The sequence below is a fragment of the Cupriavidus sp. GW823-FHT07A04 genome, from assembly GCF_058794615.1.
Map to the genome: position 1 here is coordinate 1 of NZ_JBXAHA010000041.1, position 18,327 is coordinate 18,327.

General features: G+C 63.4%; 18 protein-coding genes and 1 pseudogene. 16 read left to right on the forward strand and 3 right to left on the reverse strand.

What is annotated here, in order from left to right; translation table 11 throughout:
* The 3 genes and pseudogenes from AC1Q7Q_RS39630 to AC1Q7Q_RS39640 form a co-directional block, all read right to left on the reverse strand.
* A pseudogene (locus AC1Q7Q_RS39630) lies at nucleotides 1–119 on the reverse strand (2-methylcitrate synthase); the annotation flags it as partial.
* Nucleotides 120–210: 91 nt separating this feature from the next.
* Nucleotides 211–1,191, reverse strand: coding sequence for an HpcH/HpaI aldolase/citrate lyase family protein (locus AC1Q7Q_RS39635; RefSeq protein ID WP_492376494.1), 981 nt, complete (start codon nucleotides 1,189–1,191; stop codon nucleotides 211–213).
* 128 nt (nucleotides 1,192–1,319) lie between these two features.
* Nucleotides 1,320–2,303, reverse strand: coding sequence for a malate dehydrogenase (locus tag AC1Q7Q_RS39640; protein ID WP_150993520.1), 984 nt, complete (start codon nucleotides 2,301–2,303; stop codon nucleotides 1,320–1,322).
* 340 nt (nucleotides 2,304–2,643) lie between these two features.
* Here AC1Q7Q_RS39640 and AC1Q7Q_RS39645 point away from each other — a divergent pair, with 340 nt between their 5' ends.
* The 16 genes from AC1Q7Q_RS39645 (at nucleotide 2,644) to leuB (ending at nucleotide 18,005) form a co-directional block, all read left to right on the forward strand.
* Entirely contained in the window at nucleotides 2,644–3,465 is an 822-nt protein-coding gene (locus AC1Q7Q_RS39645; protein WP_183033200.1) for a GntR family transcriptional regulator, read from the forward strand.
* Between the two features lie 260 nt (nucleotides 3,466–3,725).
* Nucleotides 3,726–4,133 carry a succinate dehydrogenase, cytochrome b556 subunit gene (sdhC, locus tag AC1Q7Q_RS39650; RefSeq protein ID WP_150993516.1) on the forward strand — a complete coding sequence of 136 codons (408 nt, stop codon included), beginning with the start codon at nucleotides 3,726–3,728 and terminating at the stop codon, nucleotides 4,131–4,133.
* Nucleotides 4,134–4,146: 13 nt separating this feature from the next.
* Nucleotides 4,147–4,512: a succinate dehydrogenase, hydrophobic membrane anchor protein gene (gene sdhD / locus AC1Q7Q_RS39655; RefSeq protein WP_043348033.1), complete on the forward strand. Its 366-nt coding sequence runs from the start codon at nucleotides 4,147–4,149 to the stop codon at nucleotides 4,510–4,512.
* A gap of 3 nt (nucleotides 4,513–4,515) precedes the next feature.
* A complete protein-coding gene (gene sdhA, locus AC1Q7Q_RS39660; protein WP_043348030.1) occupies nucleotides 4,516–6,294 on the forward strand; it encodes a succinate dehydrogenase flavoprotein subunit in 1,779 nt (592 codons plus the stop codon).
* A 31-nt stretch (nucleotides 6,295–6,325) separates the two neighbouring features.
* On the forward strand, nucleotides 6,326–7,027 hold the full coding sequence (locus AC1Q7Q_RS39665) for a succinate dehydrogenase iron-sulfur subunit (RefSeq protein WP_043348027.1): 702 nt from the start codon (nucleotides 6,326–6,328) through the stop codon (nucleotides 7,025–7,027).
* A gap of 81 nt (nucleotides 7,028–7,108) precedes the next feature.
* Nucleotides 7,109–7,396 carry an FAD assembly factor SdhE gene (locus AC1Q7Q_RS39670; RefSeq protein ID WP_006161620.1) on the forward strand — a complete coding sequence of 96 codons (288 nt, stop codon included), beginning with the start codon at nucleotides 7,109–7,111 and terminating at the stop codon, nucleotides 7,394–7,396.
* Nucleotides 7,397–7,436: 40 nt separating this feature from the next.
* Nucleotides 7,437–8,738, forward strand: a complete 1,302-nt coding sequence (gltA, locus tag AC1Q7Q_RS39675) for a citrate synthase (RefSeq protein ID WP_006161619.1) — start codon at nucleotides 7,437–7,439, stop codon at nucleotides 8,736–8,738.
* Nucleotides 8,739–9,378: 640 nt separating this feature from the next.
* Entirely contained in the window at nucleotides 9,379–10,494 is a 1,116-nt protein-coding gene (locus tag AC1Q7Q_RS39680) for a branched-chain amino acid ABC transporter substrate-binding protein (protein WP_150993326.1), read from the forward strand.
* 195 nt (nucleotides 10,495–10,689) lie between these two features.
* Entirely contained in the window at nucleotides 10,690–11,616 is a 927-nt protein-coding gene (livH, locus tag AC1Q7Q_RS39685) for a high-affinity branched-chain amino acid ABC transporter permease LivH (RefSeq protein WP_006161617.1), read from the forward strand.
* A gap of 7 nt (nucleotides 11,617–11,623) precedes the next feature.
* Complete coding sequence (locus AC1Q7Q_RS39690; RefSeq protein ID WP_492376495.1) at nucleotides 11,624–12,898, forward strand: high-affinity branched-chain amino acid ABC transporter permease LivM; 1,275 nt, start codon at nucleotides 11,624–11,626, stop codon at nucleotides 12,896–12,898.
* Nucleotides 12,895–13,674: a high-affinity branched-chain amino acid ABC transporter ATP-binding protein LivG gene (livG, locus tag AC1Q7Q_RS39695; protein ID WP_043348014.1), complete on the forward strand. Its 780-nt coding sequence runs from the start codon at nucleotides 12,895–12,897 to the stop codon at nucleotides 13,672–13,674. Before AC1Q7Q_RS39690 ends, livG begins: the two co-directional genes overlap by 4 nt.
* The gene (locus AC1Q7Q_RS39700) at nucleotides 13,674–14,375 is read left to right on the forward strand and encodes an ABC transporter ATP-binding protein (RefSeq protein WP_043348012.1); all 702 of its coding nucleotides are present in this window, start codon (nucleotides 13,674–13,676) and stop codon (nucleotides 14,373–14,375) included. Before livG ends, AC1Q7Q_RS39700 begins: the two co-directional genes overlap by 1 nt.
* 295 nt (nucleotides 14,376–14,670) lie before the next feature.
* Nucleotides 14,671–16,080, forward strand: a complete 1,410-nt coding sequence (gene leuC, locus AC1Q7Q_RS39705; RefSeq protein ID WP_174428408.1) for a 3-isopropylmalate dehydratase large subunit — start codon at nucleotides 14,671–14,673, stop codon at nucleotides 16,078–16,080.
* A 16-nt stretch (nucleotides 16,081–16,096) separates the two neighbouring features.
* Complete coding sequence (locus AC1Q7Q_RS39710) at nucleotides 16,097–16,228, forward strand: entericidin A/B family lipoprotein (protein ID WP_006161612.1); 132 nt, start codon at nucleotides 16,097–16,099, stop codon at nucleotides 16,226–16,228.
* A 10-nt stretch (nucleotides 16,229–16,238) separates the two neighbouring features.
* Nucleotides 16,239–16,889, forward strand: a complete 651-nt coding sequence (gene leuD / locus AC1Q7Q_RS39715; RefSeq protein ID WP_492376533.1) for a 3-isopropylmalate dehydratase small subunit — start codon at nucleotides 16,239–16,241, stop codon at nucleotides 16,887–16,889.
* A gap of 48 nt (nucleotides 16,890–16,937) precedes the next feature.
* On the forward strand, nucleotides 16,938–18,005 hold the full coding sequence (gene leuB / locus AC1Q7Q_RS39720) for a 3-isopropylmalate dehydrogenase (RefSeq protein ID WP_492376532.1): 1,068 nt from the start codon (nucleotides 16,938–16,940) through the stop codon (nucleotides 18,003–18,005).
* The last annotated feature ends 322 nt before the right edge of the window (nucleotides 18,006–18,327 follow it).

The following is an 18,327-nucleotide window of genomic DNA, read 5'->3' on the forward strand; positions in this document are numbered from 1 at the left end:
AGGTCGTTGCCGGTACGGCCGACCGTGCACAGCGCGGTATTGCCGGCGGTCACGCCCGACAGGGCGACGGATTTCTTGGGCTTCGGGCCGTTCTGCGGGACTGGCTGCTGCTCTGACATCGCGTTTCCTGTCTGGTCTCTTGCCCGAGCCAAGCGCGGGGTCGATCCTGTGGCACACCGTGGTCATCGCCTGGCGCGCGCCAGGCAACGTTCAAGCAAAGAAGCGTTCGAGCACCGTGCCGGGCAAATCAGCACCGGTGGCGTGCGCCCGCTGCAGCAGCGACCAGTAGTACCGGTAGCTGGCCCGGTCGTGCAACTGGCCCTGGTGGCGGATCGGCGCCCAGTTGTTCTCGTAGGCGGCCAGCAGGATCTCGCTGGACGCGCCAATCTCCGTGCCGCTGGGGCGGAAGGCCGCCACGATCGGCTGGATCTGGCTCGGGTGGATGCTCCACTTGCGCAGGTAGCCGAATTCGGCCCGAGCGCGCAGGGCATCGTCTCCGGCGCGGGATGGCTGCTCGATATCGGTGCTGACGTTATGCGAGGGCACCTTGCCGTACCGATGGCAGGCGGCCGAGATCTCCAGCATGGCGCGCCGGATCAGCGGGTGCTCGAACTGCTGCGGCGAGCGCATGGCGTCGCCCGGGATGGCGCCGTGGTGGGCGGAAACGAAATCCATCAGCCCGAAGCTGAGACATTCCACCTGCACGAGGCGGGCGATATCGAATACCTGGTCCAATGCGGCATGCGTCTCTATCAGCACATGAATAGGGATGTGCCGTGCGATGCCGGCGGCGCGGGCCGCCTGGTTCACGTGGTCTGTGACGCGCGCGACCTCGACCACATCGGTCACCTTGGGCACCACCACATAGGCCAGCCGGGCGCCGGCGCTGCCCACCAGGATGTCGATGTCCTGGCGCCAACAGGGGTGCGCCGGGTCATGGATGCGCACGCCCACGCGGTTGAAGTGGTTTTGCGGGCTGTTGATGAGGCGTGCGCACAATTCGGCGTGCTCGCGCTCCAGCCCGACGGCGGCGCCGTCTTCGCAGTCGAAGGTGATATCGAAGACGGGCCCAAGCTCTTGCTGCAGGGCAAGCGATTTCAGCATCAGCTTTTCGTTGCCGGCATAGTGGTCGCAGACCGGCAGTTGCGTCGGAATGGCTTCGCCCTGGAACAAGACCTCGGAAGGATGCACTTTATTCAATCGAATAGCGGTTGAGGGAGGAAGGGGCGGGGCGCCAGAATGAAAAAACCGGAGCCTGCGCCGATTCGTGAATCGATGCGAGGCTCCGGTCTAGTCATTGGCGCTGCCTGGATCCTGGATCAGCCGAGCAGATGCTGCACGCCGGCACGCTCTTCTTCCAGTTCCTTGAGCGTGATATTGATCTTTTCCTGGCTGTAGGCGTCGACTTCGAGGCCCTTGACCATTTCGTACTTGCCGTTGGCGGTGGTCACCGGGAAGCCGAACATGGTGTCTTCGGGGATGCCGTACGAACCGTCCGACGGGATGCCCATGGTGACCCACTTGCCGTTCGAGCCCAGGACCCAGTCATGCACGTGGTCGATGGCAGCGTTGGCGGCCGAAGCTGCCGACGACAGGCCACGGGCTTCGATGATGGCGGCGCCGCGCTTGCCAACGGTCGGCAGGAACACGTCGTTGTTCCAGGCGTGGTCGTTGATCAGGTCCTTGACGCTCTGGCCGTCGACGGTCGCGTAGCGGTAGTCGGCGTACATGGTCGGGCTGTGGTTGCCCCAGACGAACATCTTCTCGATCGACGCGACCGGCTTGCCGGTCTTGGCGGCGATTTGCGACAGGGCACGATTGTGATCCAGGCGCAGCATCGCGGTGAAGTTCTCCTTGGGCAGGCTCGGAGCCGACTTCATCGCGATGTAGGCGTTGGTGTTGGCCGGGTTGCCGACCACCAGCACCTTGATGTCGCGGGCGGCGACTTCGTCCAGCGCCTTGCCTTGCACCGTGAAGATCTGTGCGTTGGCTTCGAGCAGGTCCTTGCGTTCCATGCCCTTGCTACGCGGACGGGCACCGACCAGCAGCGCGACGTTGGCGTCCTTGAACGCGACCTTGGGGTCGTCGGTGATCACCACGCCGGCCAGCAGCGGGAATGCGCAATCTTCCAGTTCCATCACCACGCCCTTGACGGCGGCCTGGGCTTGCGGGAGGTCGAGCAATTGGAGGATGACCGGCTGGTCTTTGCCAAGCATGTCGCCATTGGCGATGCGGAACAGCAGGGAGTAGCCGATCTGGCCAGCGGCGCCGGTGACTGCGACGCGCATTGGGGCTTTAGCCATGAGTAATTCTCCAAACAAGAAGAGGGGGAAACTGGTCGGTGTCTGGCCGGAGGGTAGTCCGGACGTCACCGGTTGCGGGTTTGTCGCCACGGCGGCAAGCGGCAATCCGCCGGCGCGCTGCTAGCGGTACCGACTGGAGAGAGCCACAACGGGTCATGGGGTGCGACAAAGCGTAAGTCTACTGCGAAGAGGGGTGCCGTATCCAGAGCGGGTGCAGGCGTGAAACCTGCGGGAGTGTAGGCCTGCCCATTTGTGTTGTCAATTCATATGTCTTATATAAGACATAAGACATTTGATGGCGGGCTGGACGTGCTTCCTCGTTTTGTGGTGAAATTCGCCTATGTCATCCCTGCCCCCGTCCCTCGCCGGCACTGCCGTTGCTGCAGTGCAGGATAACGGCGCCGCTACGTCCGGCGCCGGGACGCAGCCGTCCGCGGCGGCGGCCTCGCCAACATTCAGCCCACTCTACCAGCAGATCAAGGCGCTCATCACGCAGAGCCTGCAGTCCGGTGAATGGAAGCCCGGCGACATGATCCCCAGTGAAATGGACCTGGCGGCCCGCTACAAGGTCAGCCAGGGCACCGTGCGCAAGGCCATCGACGAACTCGCAGCCGAGAACCTGGTGGCGCGCCGCCAGGGCAAGGGTACGTTTGTCACGACGCACCACGAGGATGGCGTGAAGTTCCGCTTCCTGCGTCTGGTGCCGGACGAGGGCGAGCCCCATTATGGGGCCAGCCAGGTGCTGGAATGCAAGCGCCTGCGCGCGCCGGCCGAAATCGCACGCCTTCTCGACATCCGCACCGGCGATGGCGTGGTGCAGATCCGCCGCGTGCTGTTTTTCTCCGGCGAGCCGACCGTGCTGGACGAAATCTGGCTGCTGGGCACCAACTTCAAGGGCCTGACGGCCGAGAAGCTGACCGAATGGAAGGGCCCGATGTATGCGCTGTTCGAGGCCGAGTTCGGCACGCGCATGATCCGGGCGAGCGAAAAAATCCGCGCGGTGGCCGCTGACCAGGCCACCGCGTCGCTGTTGTCCGTGGATGCGGGCACGCCGCTTTTGTCTGTCGAGCGCGTCTCGTTCACCTATGGCGACCGGCCCGTCGAAGTCCGCCGCGGCCTGTATGTAACCACCCGGCACTATTATCAGAACGATTTGAGCTGATACGCCGGAATGCAATCCATGTCGATTATTGCTGTTGCAGCCACGGCAGCCGCCGCTGTTGCGCAAAGCAGGGATGATTACCTCGCGGCATGGTTGCGTGCGATTGTCGGGCACGCCATGTTGGTGCGCGATAGCTGAAAATTATTGGTGCGCCGCGCAACAAAGGCGCTAAAATTATCGGGATTTGCTCCGGCTGCATCCATTTGCATCCAGGGCGCTCAGAAGTTTCGTTTTTTGTTTACCGCAAATGGGGTCTAGCAATGGCTGAAGCCAAACAAGCCAGGCCGGAGTTCAGGAACATCCATGTGACGCAGCTGGCGCGTTACAGGTTGCCCTGGGCCGGCAAGGTGTCCATCCTGCATCGCGCAAGCGGCGCTCTGATGTTCCTCCTCCTTCCTTTCGTCCTGTATCTCTTCGAGCAGAGCGTCACTTCCGAACTGAGCTTCGCAAAGTTCTCGGCGCTTCTGTCCGGCGGCTTCGTCAAGCTGGTTCTGCTGGCTCTGATCTGGGGTTACCTGCACCACTTCTGCGCCGGCATCCGTTTCCTGCTGCTCGACGTGCACGTTGGCGTGACCAAGCCCGCTTCGGCGAAGTCCGCTGTTGCCGTGCTGATCATCAGCCTGTTGCTCACCGCTGTGTTCGGCCTGAAGCTGTTCGGCCTGTTCTGAGGAGAGAGTCAACGTGGCAAATAATAATATCGGTCCCAAGCGTCTGGTCGTCGGTGCGCACTACGGTCTCAAAGACTGGCTCGCGCAGCGCGTCACCGCTGTCATCATGGTGGTCTTCACCATCGTGCTGGCAGTCGCCTTCCTGCTCTCGAACGGCGCTTCCTACGAAGCGTGGGCAGGTCTCTTCTCCAACCAGTGGATGAAGATCATCACGTTCCTCACCATCCTGTCGCTGCTGTATCACGCCTGGATTGGCGTGCGCGACATCTGGATGGACTATGTGAAGCCGATGGCAGTGCGCCTCGTGCTGCAAGTTCTTACGATTCTGTGGCTCGTCGGTTGTGCGGGCTACGCAGCTCAGATTCTCTGGAGGGTGTAATAAATGGTCGCAGTCAAGACAGGATTGCCGCGTCGTCGCTTTGACGTGGTCATCGTCGGGGCGGGCGGCGCTGGGATGCGCGCATCCCTCCAGCTCGCGGAAGCCGGCCTGAATGTCGCCGTGCTCTCCAAGGTTTTCCCGACGCGCTCGCACACCGTGGCGGCGCAGGGTGGCATTGGCGCTTCGCTCGGCAACATGAGCGAGGACAACTGGCACTATCACTTCTACGACACCATCAAGGGTTCCGATTGGCTGGGCGACCAGGACGCAATCGAATTCATGTGCCGTGAAGCCCCCAAGGTCGTCTACGAGCTCGAGCACTTCGGCATGCCGTTCGACCGTAACGCCGACGGCACCATCTACCAGCGTCCGTTCGGCGGCCATACGTCGAACTACGGCGAGAAGCCGGTCCAGCGCGCTTGCGCGGCTGCCGACCGTACCGGCCACGCACTGCTGCACACGCTGTACCAGCGTAATGTGCGTGCCAAGACGCACTTCTTCGTCGAGTGGATGGCGCTGGACCTGATCCGCGACGCCGACGGCGACGTGCTGGGCGTGACCGCGCTGGAAATGGAAACCGGCGAGGTCTACATCCTCGAGGCCAAGACCACGCTGTTCGCCACCGGCGGCGCCGGCCGTATCTACGCCGCGTCGACCAATGCCTTCATCAACACCGGTGACGGCCTGGGCATGGCAGCGCGCGCAGGCGTGCCGCTGGAAGACATGGAGTTCTGGCAGTTCCACCCGACCGGCGTGGCCGGCGCGGGCGTGCTGATCACCGAAGGCGTGCGCGGGGAAGGCGGTATCCTGCGTAACAAGGACGGCGAGCGCTTCATGGAGCGCTATGCGCCGACGCTGAAGGATCTGGCGCCGCGCGACTTCGTCTCGCGCTCGATGGACCAGGAAATCAAGGAAGGCCGCGGTTGTGGCCCGAACGGCGACTACGTGCTGCTGGACCTGACGCACGTCGGGGCCGACACCATCATGAAGCGCCTGCCGTCGATCCGCGAGATCGGCGTCAAGTTCGCCAACGTCGACGCGATCAAGGAACCGATCCCGGTGGTGCCGACCATCCATTACCAGATGGGCGGTATCCCGACCAATATCAATGGCCAGGTGGTGGCGCCGAAGAACGGCAACCCCAACGAAGTCATCAACGGTTTCTACGCGATCGGCGAATGCTCCTGCGTGTCGGTGCACGGCGCCAACCGCCTGGGCACCAACTCGCTGCTGGACCTGGTGGTGTTCGGCCGCGCGGCCGGCAACCACATCGCGGCGACCTCGATCAAGCAGAAAGAGCACAAGCCGCTGCCGGCCGATGCTGCCGACCGCGCCATGTCGCGCCTGGCCAAGCTGCAATCGTCGTCGTCGGGCGAATACACCCAGGACGTGGCCAACGACATCCGCAAGAACATGCAGTCGCATGCGGGCGTGTTCCGTACGCAGAAGCTGATGGACGAAGGCGTCGAGCGCATCCTCGAAGTGGCGGAACGTGCTGACAACATCCATCTGAAGGACAAGTCCAAGGTCTTCAACACCGCACTGGTGGAAGCCCTGGAAGTGGCCAACCTGGTGGAAGTGGCCAAGGCCACCATGATTTCGGCAGCTGCCCGCAAGGAATCCCGCGGTGCGCACGCGCACAGCGACTTCCCGAATCGCGACGACGAGAGCTGGCTCAAGCACACGCTGTTCTACAGCGAAGGCAACCGCCTCGACTACAAGCCGGTGAAGATGAACCCGCTGACGGTGGAAAGCGTTCCTCCCAAGGCCCGGACCTTCTAAGCACCGCGTAGGACCCACAGGACCCACAGAAATGAAGCGTATTTTCGAAGTCTACCGCTACGACCCGGACAAGGATGCAGCCCCCCGCATGCAAACGTACGAAGTCGAGCTCGACGGTCATGAGCGCATGCTGCTGGACGCGCTGGTCAAGCTGAAGAAGCTGGACGAAACCATTTCGTTCCGCCGCTCGTGCCGCGAAGGCGTGTGCGGATCGGACGCGATGAACATCAACGGCAAGAACGGTCTGGCCTGCCTGACCAACATGCTCGAGCTGCCGGAACGCATCGTCTTGCGTCCGCTGCCCGGCCTGCCGGTGGTGCGCGACCTGATCGTCGACATGACGCAGTTCTTCAAGCAGTACAACTCGATCAAGCCGTACCTCATCAACGACGAGCCGCCGCCCGAGAAAGAGCGCCTGCAGTCGCCCGAGGAGCGCGACGAGCTGGACGGTCTGTATGAGTGCATCTTGTGCGCAAGCTGCTCGACGTCGTGCCCGTCGTTCTGGTGGAACCCGGATAAGTTCGTCGGCCCGGCCGGCCTGCTGCAAGCCTATCGCTTTATCGCGGACAGCCGCGACCAGGCGACCAGCCAGCGCCTGGACGACCTGAACGACCCGTACCGCCTGTTCCGTTGCCACAGCATCATGAACTGCGTCGACGTTTGCCCGAAGGGGTTGAACCCGACCAAGGCCATCGGCAAGATCAAAGAGCTGATGGTTCGCCGCTCGGTCTGATCCTGCGCGGTTGTTGTAAGCGGCGCGTCAGTCCGGGCTATCAAACTGCATACCCGACCGGCGCGCCGGAAGTAGGTACCTATGACCGAAAGTGTTTCCCCCAGTTTCTCCCACCAGGCCGACCCGCACCGGCGTGCACGACTGCGCTGGCGCGCGCGGCGCGGCCTCCTGGAGAACGACATCATCGTCGAACGTTTTTTCAACCGTTACGAAGAAAGCCTCTCCGACCAGGACGTGGCCTCGCTCTCCGAACTCTTCGAGCTGAGCGACAACGAGTTGATGGACCTGCTTCTTGCGCGCAAGGAGCTGGACGGTGAGCTCGACACGCCCCCGATGCAGCACGTGATTGCCCTGCTGCGTTCGGTCTGAGTTTCGTCAACATTATTAGTCAGCATTAGAAGGAACCGACATGACGCCGTCCGATGTGAAAGCCACGCTATCGTTTTCCGATGGTTCCCCCAGCGTTGAGCTGCCGATTTATACGGGTACCGTTGGCCCCGACGTAATCGATATTCGCAAGCTGTACGGACAAACCGGCAAGTTCACCTATGACCCCGGTTTCATGTCGACGGCTTCGTGCAATTCGAAGATCACCTACATCGACGGGGACAAGGGTGAGCTGCTGTACCGCGGCTACCCGATCGAGCAACTGGCTACCAAGTGCGACCACCTGGAAACCTGTTACCTGCTGCTCAAGGGCGAACTGCCCAATGCCAAGCAGAAGGAAGAATTCGTGGGCGCCGTGATGAACCACACCATGGTTCACGAGCAGATGCAGTTCTTCCTGCGCGGCTTCCGCCGCGATGCCCACCCGATGGCCGTCCTGACGGGCCTGGTGGGCGCCATGAGCGCGTTCTACCACGACGCCATGGACATCGATGATCCGCACCAGCGCGAAATCTCCGCGATCCGCCTGATCGCCAAGATGCCGACCCTGGTCGCCATGGCCTACAAGTACAACATCGGCCAGCCGTACATCTATCCGCAGAACGACCTGTCCTACTCGGGCAACTTCATGCAGATGATGTTCTCCACGCCGTGCGCCCCGTACAAGGTGAACCCGGTGCTCGAGCGCGCGCTCGACCGCATCTTCATCCTGCACGCGGACCACGAGCAGAACGCCTCCACCTCCACGGTGCGCCTGGCTGGCTCCTCGGGTACCAACCCGTTCGCCGCCATCGCCGCCGGCGTGGCTTGCCTGTGGGGCCCGGCCCACGGTGGCGCCAACGAAGCCGCCCTCAAGATGCTTGAGGAAATCGGTAGCGTCGACAACATCACCGAGTTCATCAAGCAGGTCAAGGACAAGAACTCGGGCGTGCGCCTGATGGGCTTTGGCCACCGCGTGTACAAGAACTACGATCCGCGTGCCAAGCTGATGCGCGAAACCTGCTATGAAGTGCTGAACGAACTGGGCCTGCACAACGACCCGCTGTTCAAGCTCGCCATGGAACTGGAAAAGATCGCGCTGGAAGACGAGTACTTCGTCAGCCGCAAGCTGTATCCGAATGTCGACTTCTACTCGGGCATCGTGCAGCGCGCACTCGGCATCCCGACGTCGCTGTTCACCTGCATCTTCGCCCTGGCACGCACGCCGGGCTGGATCTCGCAGTGGGAAGAAATGATCACCGATCCGGAATACAAGATCGGCCGTCCGCGCCAGCTGTTCAACGGCGCGGCAAGCCGCAACGTGCCGGATATGGGCACGCGTTAATGCCCCGGTAAGGCGGCGCTGGCAGTCACGGCGCCGTATGCATCACGAAACGCCCCGGCCATGGCCGGGGCGTTTTGTTTTTTGCGCGTGCACGTGCACGGATCTGATCCCCCAGCCAAGACGCGAAATGGCTCGCTGGGGCGGCGCAGCAATACCAAACGCATCGGCCTTGCCAAGGCCTTGTCCTCCAAGCTCGCCGGCACTTGTGCGGCGCAAAAGATTCATTGCGTGAAACGTGGCGATAACGCCAATTTCCGACGATTTGTGCTGTGTTACTACCATTAAGATCCTCATTTGTTGTGCAAATGTGCCATCCGGCGCGGAATTTGACCCTATAATGCGGGCTGCTTTGCCGACAGCAGCCGGGCCACCCTTCCGGACTGCGTTGAGGCGAGCGGGGCAGGCGAATCACCTGCGCAATAGAGAACGCATCAACGTTGTCTTTCCGAACCAAGGTCTTCCGTTGCATGGATTGCATAGGAGGGCTGACACATGCCGGGCCCCGCACACGCTTCATTTCTTGCAGGCCCGTCTTCCGCGTCTCGGGCGTCTTTTCCAGGTTTTAGCTCGCGGGTGTTGTTCGATTGCGCAGGTCATGCCGTCTCAGCCCATGACCCAACCATAATCGAGGAGCTCCTGAATGACGCTGTCCCGTCTTACGTCCATCTCCCTGGCCACGGCCCTGTGCGCTTTCGGCGCCGCTGCCAACGCTGAAACCGTCAAGATTGCCATTGCCGGCCCCATGAGCGGCTCCGTTGCCCAGTACGGCGACATGGTCAAGGCTGGTGCGCTGACTGCCATCGAGCAGATCAATGCCGCCGGCGGCGCGGGCGGCAACAAGTTCGAAGTGGTGATGATGGACGACGCCTGCGAACCGAAGCAGGCCGTGGCGGTAGCCAACAAGATCGTCAGCCAGAAGATCCATTACGTGATCGGCCACGTGTGCTCGGGCTCGACCATCCCGGCTTCGGACATCTACGAGAACGAAGGCATCGTCATGGTGACGCCGTCGGCCACCGCGCCGCAGCTGACCGAAAACAAGAAGCGCAAGTTTATCTTCCGCACCATCGGCCGCGACGACCAGCAAGGCCCGGCTGCTGCCCAGTACATCATCACCAAGATCAAGCCCAAGAAGGTCGCGATCCTGCACGACAAGCAGTCGTACGGCCAGGGCATTGCCTCGTCGGTGAAGAAGGACCTGGAAGCCGCCAAGATCCCCGTGGCTGTGTTCGAAGGCGTGAACGCTGGCGATTCAGACTACTCCGCCGTCATTACCAAGCTCAAGTCGCAAGGCGTGGACTTCGTCTACTTCGGCGGCTATCACCCGGAAATGGGCCTGCTGCTGCGCCAGGCGCGCGAGCAGGGCGTCAAGGCGACCTTCATGGGTCCTGAAGGCGTGGGCAACAAGGACGTGACGGCCATCGCCGGCGCGTCTTCGGAAGGCATGCTGGTCACGCTGCCGGCCGACTTCTCCGCCGATCCGTCCAACGCCGCGCTGGTCAAGGCCTTCGCCGACAAGAAGCGTGACGCCAACGGTCCGTTCCAGATGCCGGCCTACGCCGCGGTCCAGATCATCGGCGACGCCATCGCCGGCGCCAAGAGCACCGATCCGACCAAGGTTGCCGCGTACATGCACAAGAACGCCTTCCAGACTCCGATCGGCAAGGTCGAGTATGACGCGCAGGGCGACCTGAAGTCGTTCAAGTTCGTTGTGTTTACCTGGCACAAGGACGCCACCAAGACCGCTGCCAACTAAGCCGCACATTGGCTTTGCGCGCCCCGCTCATGGCTTGAGCGGGGCGTTTTGGTATCGGGGTCCGGTTGCCCGGCCGGCGCGGTTTATCCGCCGCGCCCGGGGCCTGGGCATATCCGGCATTACGGAGCCGGCCCGGCGCTTGCGCACCTCCTGCAACGCCGGCGTCTCCAGCTTCAAAGTTATGGGGCTTCCCGCATGAACGAGTTCCTTCCACAGTTTACCCAGCAGCTGGTCAATGGCCTGACGCTGGGTGCGATCTATGCGCTGATCGCCATTGGCTACACCATGGTCTATGGCATCATCGGCATGATCAATTTTGCCCACGGCGAGATCTACATGATCGGCGCCTACGTGGGCCTGGTGACGCTCACCGCCATCGGCGCGAGCGCGGGCTATCCGCTGCCGCTGGTGCTGGGCGCCGCCTTGCTGGTGTCCGTCCTGGTCACCGGTTTGTATGGTTTTGCCGTGGAGCGCGTGGCCTACCGGCCCCTGCGCGGCGGTCCGCGGCTGGTGCCGCTGATCTCCGCCATCGGCATGTCGATCTTCCTGCAGAACTACGTGCAGATCGGGCAGGGCGCGCGCGACGTGTCTGTGCCCGTGCTGATCTCCGGCGCCATCGAGTTTCAGATGGGCAGTGACTTCACCGTGACCATGCCGTATTCGCGCCTGCTGATCGTGGGCGTGACGCTGGTGCTGATGATCGCGCTGACGCTATTTATTGGCCACTCGCGCATGGGCCGCGCCTGCCGTGCCTGTGCCGAAGACATGCGCATGGCCAACCTGCTCGGCATCGACACTAACCGCGTGATCTCCTTCACCTTCGTGCTGGGCGCGATGCTGGCGGCGGTGGGCGGCGTGCTGATCGGCCTGACCATCGGCAAGCTCAACCCGTATATCGGCTTCGTGGCCGGCATCAAGGCCTTCACCGCGGCCGTACTGGGCGGCATCGGCAGCATCCCGGGCGCCATGCTCGGCGGCGTGCTGCTGGGCTTGGCCGAGACCTTTGCCTCCGGCTATATGCCGGCCGAGTACAAGGACGTGGTGGCGTTCGGCCTGCTGGTGCTGATCCTGCTGTTCCGCCCGACCGGGCTGCTGGGCAAGCCTGACGTTGAAAAGGTGTGAGGACGCTATGACACAAGCTATTTCTACGCCAATCAGTTTGGCGCAGGGCGCGCCGGCAGGGCAGACCCTGAAGAACGCCATCGTCGCGGCAGTGATGACGGCCATCCTGACCATTCCCGTGCTGGGGCTGCAGCTGAAGCTCGACGGCTACAAGGTCGTGCTCGAGCCGCACTGGCAGCCGGTGTGGCTGGCGGTGGGCGCGGTCTTCCTGTTCCAGCTCTTCAAGCCGCTGTTCCAGCGCGCTACGGCCGGCGTCAAGGTGCCGAGCCTGCCCGCGCTGGGCGCGACCCAGCAGCGCAAGGTGATCTGGCTGCTGCTGGCGGTTGGCCTGGTGTTCCCGTTCTTCGGCTCGCGCGGCGCGGTGGACGTGGCCACGCTGGCGCTGATCTACGTGATCCTGGGCCTCGGCCTGAATATCGTGGTGGGCTATGCCGGCCTGCTCGACCTGGGCTACGTCGGCTTCTACGCGGTTGGCGGCTACACCTACGCGCTGCTCAACCAATACTTCGGGCTGACCTTCTGGGAGTGCCTGCCGATCGCCGCCGGCATGTCGGCGCTGTTCGGCTTCGTGCTGGGTTTTCCGGTGCTGAGGCTGCGCGGCGACTACCTGGCCATCGTCACGCTAGGCTTCGGCGAGATCATCCGCCTGCTGCTCAACAACCTGACCAGCCTCACCGGTGGACCGGATGGCGTGTCGGGCATCCCGAAGCCGACCGTGTTCGGCATCGAGATGGCGCGCAGTTCGAGCGTGGAAGGCGTCAAGACCTTTCATGAGTTGCTGGGCTGGGACTACAGCGGCGAGCACATGGTGATCTTCCTCTACCTGCTGGCGCTGCTGCTGGTGGGCTTCACGCTGTTCGTCACCAGCCGGCTGATCCGCATGCCGATGGGCCGCGCATGGGAAGCCTTGCGCGAGGATGAAATCGCCTGCCGTTCTCTGGGCCTGAACCCGACCCGCATCAAGCTGTCGGCGTTCACGCTGGGTGCGGCGTTTGCCGGCCTGGGCGGCGCGTTCTTTGCCGCGCGCCAGGGCCTGGTCAACCCCGAATCGTTCACCTTTATCGAGTCCGCGCTGATCCTGGCGGTGGTGGTGCTGGGCGGCATGGGCTCGCAGCTGGGCGTGATCCTGGCCGCCATCCTGCTGACCGCGCTGCCGGAAGTGGCACGCGGCTTCGCCGAATACCGCATGCTGATTTTCGGCCTGGTGATGGTGCTGATGATGATGTGGCGTCCGCAGGGCCTGCTGCCCGCGAGCCGCCCCCATGTGGAGTTGCCGCAATGAGCCAAGTTCAATCAGCGGAACTGCTGAAAGTCTCCGGTCTGCAGATGCGCTTCGGCGGCCTGCTGGCGGTCGACGGCATCGATTTCGACGTGCGCCGCGATGAGGTCTTCGCCATCATCGGCCCCAACGGCGCGGGCAAGACCACGGTGTTCAACTGCGTGGGCGGCTTCTATAAGCCCACCGCCGGCGAGGTCATGCTGGACGGGCATTCGATCGCCCGCCTGCCGAGCCACCAGGTGGCGCGCCGCGGCCTGGTGCGTACGTTCCAGAATATCCGGCTGTTCAAGCAACTGACGGTGGTCGAGAACCTGCTGGTGGCGCAACACCTGCAGGTACGCTCCGGGCTGTTGCGCGGGCTGTTCGCTACGCCGGCCTATCGCCGCGCCGAGCGCGAGGCGCTGGAGCGCGCCGCGTTGTGGCTCGAGCGCATGGGGCTGCGCGGCGTGGCCAACCGCGAGGCGGGCACGCTGTCGTATGGCCACCAGCGCCGGCTGGAAATCGCGCGCTGCATGATCACCAATCCGCGCCTGCTGATGCTTGACGAGCCGGCTGCCGGCCTCAACCCGCAAGAAAAGGTCGAGTTGTCGCAGCTGATCGACCAGTTGCGGCGCGAGCACAAGATCTCGGTGCTGCTGATCGAGCATGACATGAGCCTGGTGATGGGCGTGTCCGACCGCATCCTGGTGATGGAACACGGCCGCCCGATCCTGGTCGGCAAACCGGCCGAAGTGCGCAACGACCCGCGCGTGATCAAGGCTTACCTGGGAGAGGACTGATGCTGAAGCTGGAACAAGTCCATACCCATTACGGCGCGATCGAAGCGCTGTCTGGCGTATCGATTGAGGTGAACAAGGGCGAGATCGTCACGCTGATCGGCAGCAACGGCGCTGGCAAGACCACGTTGATGATGACCGTGTGCGGTTCGCCGCGCGCGTCGAGCGGGCGCGTGATGTTTGAAGGGCAGGACATCACGCGCCGTCCCACGCACGAGATCATGCGCCTCGGCATGGCGATCTCGCCGGAGGGGCGGCGCGTGTTTCCCAGCCTGACGGTGCTGGACAACCTGAAGATGGGCGCCTTCTTCGGCAAGCGCGACGAGATCGAGGCGGGCGTCGAGCACGTCTATAAGCTCTTCCCACGGCTCAAGCAGCGCTCCACGCAACGCGCCGGCACCATGTCCGGCGGCGAGCAGCAGATGCTGGCCATCGGCCGCGCACTGATGAGCCGGCCCCGCCTGCTGTTGCTGGACGAGCCCACGCTCGGCCTGGCACCGCTGGTGATCGCGCAGATCTTCGACATCATCCGGACCATTCGTGATGAGGGCGTCACAGTGTTCCTGGTCGAGCAGAACGCCAACAAGGCGCTGGGCGTGGCGGATCGCGGCTATGTGCTGGAGACGGGGCGCGTGGTGCTGGCGGACACCGGCGCCAACCTGCTGGCCAACGACCGCATCAAGAGCGCTTACCTGGGCGGTTGAGCCCAGTTTTTCTCCCGCTCACCCGCCTGGCGGGCGAGCGGGAGAAGACCCCCGCCATTCCCCCTTTTCGCCATCGGCGAAATCCCCCTTTCGCCAATCACATTACATTTCCGCCGCCGCGCAGGCCGGCCACGGCCCGGTCGCGCGCTATCGCTGTGGCATAATCGATTGTGAAGTCAAGCATCGCAGCAAGCCGCATTTCGTTGCCCGCGTTCCTGCGAAAAATCCCCCAAACTACCGCGCGACGCCGCCAACCGTGCTGTACCAAACGGTCCCGGCCCGCCCCCCCTGCATCATGGCCAAGACGCTTTACGACAAACTTTGGGATGACCACACCGTGCACGTCGAGGATGACGGCACCACGATGCTGTACATCGATCGCCATCTGCTGCACGAAGTCACCAGCCCGCAGGCGTTCGAAGGCCTGAAGCTGGCGCAGCGCCCGGTCTGGCGCATCAGCGCCAACCTGGCGGTGTCGGACCACAACGTGCCGACCACGGATCGTAGCCAGGGCATTGCCGATCCGGTGTCGAAGCTGCAGGTGGATACGCTGGATAACAACTGCGACGCGTACGGCATCACCCAGTTCAAGATGAACGACCTGCGCCAGGGCATCGTGCACGTGATCGGGCCGGAGCAGGGCGCTACGCTGCCGGGCATGACGGTGGTCTGCGGCGATTCGCATACCAGCACGCACGGCGCGTTTGGCGCGCTGGCGCACGGCATCGGCACCTCCGAGGTGGAGCACGTGCTGGCCACGCAGACGTTGCTGGGCAAGAAGGCCAAGAACATGCTGGTGCGCGTGGAAGGCAAGCTGCCGCGCGGATGCACCGCCAAGGACATCGTGCTGGCGGTGATCGGCAAGATCGGCACCGCGGGCGGCACCGGCTACACCATCGAGTTCGCCGGCTCGGCCATTCGCGACCTGAGCATGGAAGGGCGCATGACGGTGTGCAACATGGCCATCGAGGCGGGCGCGCGCGCTGGCCTGGTGGCGGTGGACGATGTCACGCTCGAGTACGTCAAGGGCCGCCCGTTCTCGCCGCAGGGCGTGGAGTGGGAGCAGGCTGTGGGCTACTGGCGCACGCTGCATTCGGACGCCGGTGCGCATTTCGACCAGGTGGTCGAGCTGCGCGCGGAAGAGGTCCGTCCGCAGGTGACCTGGGGCACCTCGCCCGAGATGGTGGTCAGCATCGAGGACCGCGTGCCGGATCCCGAGAAGGAAAAAGACCCGAACAAGCGCAACGCCATGGAGCGCGCGCTCGAGTACATGGGCCTGCAGCCCAACGTGCCAGTGGACAGCATCAAGATCGACAAGGTCTTTATCGGTTCCTGCACCAACTCCCGCATCGAAGACATGCGTGCCGCTGCGTGGGTCGTGCAGAAGCTGGGGCGGCGCGTGGCGTCCAACGTGAAGCTGGCGATGGTGGTGCCGGGCTCGGGCCTGGTCAAGGAGCAGGCCGAGCGTGAAGGGCTGGACAAGGTCTTCAAGGCCGCGGGTTTTGAGTGGCGCGAGCCGGGCTGCTCGATGTGCCTGGCCATGAACGCCGACCGCCTGGAGGCGGGCGAGCGCTGCGCGTCGACTTCGAACCGCAACTTCGAAGGGCGCCAGGGCGCGGGTGGCCGGACTCACCTGGTGAGCCCGGCGATGGCCGCCGCGGCCGCCATCGAAGGCCACTTCGTCGATATCCGCCAGCTCAGCTAATTCGCGCAGGCTCATCATGAAACAAGCCCTGATTGTGTTGCTCGCATGCCTGGGCATGCTGCAACTGGCCGGCTGCCATACGATGGCCGGCCTTGGCAAGGACACACAGGCCGCAGGCCGCTCGCTCGAAAGCGCGGCAAAGAAGTAAGGAACCGACCATGGACAAGTTCACTGTACACAGCGGGCTCACGGTGCCGCTGGACCGCGAGAACGTCGACACCGACGCCATCATCCCCAAGCAATTCCTCAAGTCGATCAAGCGCACCGGCTTTGGCCCGAACCTGTTCGACGAATGGCGCTACAAGGATGTGGGCCAGCCCGGGCAAGACAACAGCCTCCGCCCGCTGAACCCGGACTTCGTGCTCAACCAGCCGCGCTACCAGGGCGCCTCGATCCTGCTGGCCCGCCGCAACTTCGGCTGCGGCAGCTCGCGCGAGCACGCTCCCTGGGCGCTGACGCAATATGGCTTTCGCGCCGTGATCGCGCCGAGCTTTGCCGACATCTTCTTCAACAACTGCTACAAGAACGGCCTGCTGCCGGTGGTGCTGACCGAGTTGCAGGTCGACCACATCTTCAACGAGACCAATGCGTTCAACGGCTACAAGCTGACCATCGATCTCGATAAGCAACTGGTGGTCACGCCGGGCGGCAACAGCTACCCGTTCGACATCGCGCCGTTCCGCAAGTACTGCATGCTCAACGGCTTTGACGATATCGGCCTGTCCCTGCGCCATGCCGACAAGATCAAGGCGTACGAGGCAGAGCGCGTGGCCAGGATGCCGTGGTTGAACAACCGCGTGGTCGGCTGAGGCCGGCTGGTACGCTGAGACGCTGAGACAAAACAAGGAAGACAAAGCATGAAAATCGCAGTCCTGCCGGGTGACGGCATCGGTCCCGAGATCATCGCGGAGGCCGTCAAGGTCCTGAACGCGCTCGACGAAAAATTCGAGATGGAAACCGCCCCGGTGGGCGGCGCCGGCTACGAGGCCAGCGGCCATCCGCTGCCCGACGCCACGCTCAAGCTGGCCCAGGAAGCCGACGCCATCCTGTTCGGCGCCGTGGGCGACTGGAAGTACGACAAGCTGGATCGCCCGCTGCGTCCCGAGCAGGCCATCCTCGGCCTGCGCAAGCACCTGCAGCTGTTCGCCAACTTCCGTCCGGCGATCTGCTATCCGGAACTGACTGGTGCGTCCAGCCTGAAGCCCGAGCTGGTGGCCGGCCTGGACATCCTGATCGTGCGCGAGCTGAACGGCGACATCTACTTTGGCCAGCCGCGCGGCATGCGCGAAGCCCCGGACGGTCCTTTCAAGGGCGCACGCGAAGGCTTCGATACCATGCGCTACAGCGAGCCGGAAATCCGCCGCATCGCCCACGTGGCCTTCCAGGCCGCGGCCAAGCGCGGCAAGAGGCTGTGCAGCGTGGACAAGGCCAACGTGCTCGAGACTTTCCAGTTCTGGAAGGACGTCGTGATTGACGTGCACAAGGAATACCCGGAAGTCGAGCTGTCGCACATGTACGTGGACAACGCGGCCATGCAGCTGGTCAAGGCGCCCAAGAGCTTCGACGTGATCGTCACCGGCAATATGTTCGGCGACATCCTGTCGGACGAGGCTGCCATGCTGACGGGTTCGATCGGCATGCTGCCGTCGGCTTCGCTGGACGCCAACAACAAGGGCCTGTACGAACCGTCGCACGGCTCCGCTCCGGACATCGCGGGCAAGGGCGTGGCCAATCCGCTGGCCACCATCCTGTCGGCGGCGATGATGCTGCGCTTCTCGCTGAACCGCGCCGAACAGGCCGACCGCATCGAGAACGCCGTCAAGAAGGTGCTGGCCCAGGGCTATCGCACCGGCGACATCCTGACGCCGGGCTGCAAGCAAGTCGGCACGCGTGAAATGGGCGAGGCCGTGCTCGCGGCCCTGTAAGCCGCATTAAAGTTAAAAAGGCGCCGCATGCGGCGCCTTTTCTTTCATTTGTCCCCGATTTCCCCCGTGTGGCAGCGCCACAAAATCGTGTAGACTTCGCGAATGGTCCGAATCTTCCAGTCCCCCTCGACTGCCATCGCCGCCCCGGTTGCTACCCGCAGCCCGGTTGGCCTGGGTTCGCACGGCCACCCGCTTACCGCAACGACGATTAAAACCATTACTACCAAAACGATCGGCTAGATCGTTCGTCGTGCCTGCTCGTCTTCCCCGCGCAGTCACGTCGGGCGAGGAAAGCGCGGGGAAGTTCAAATCACATCCGAGG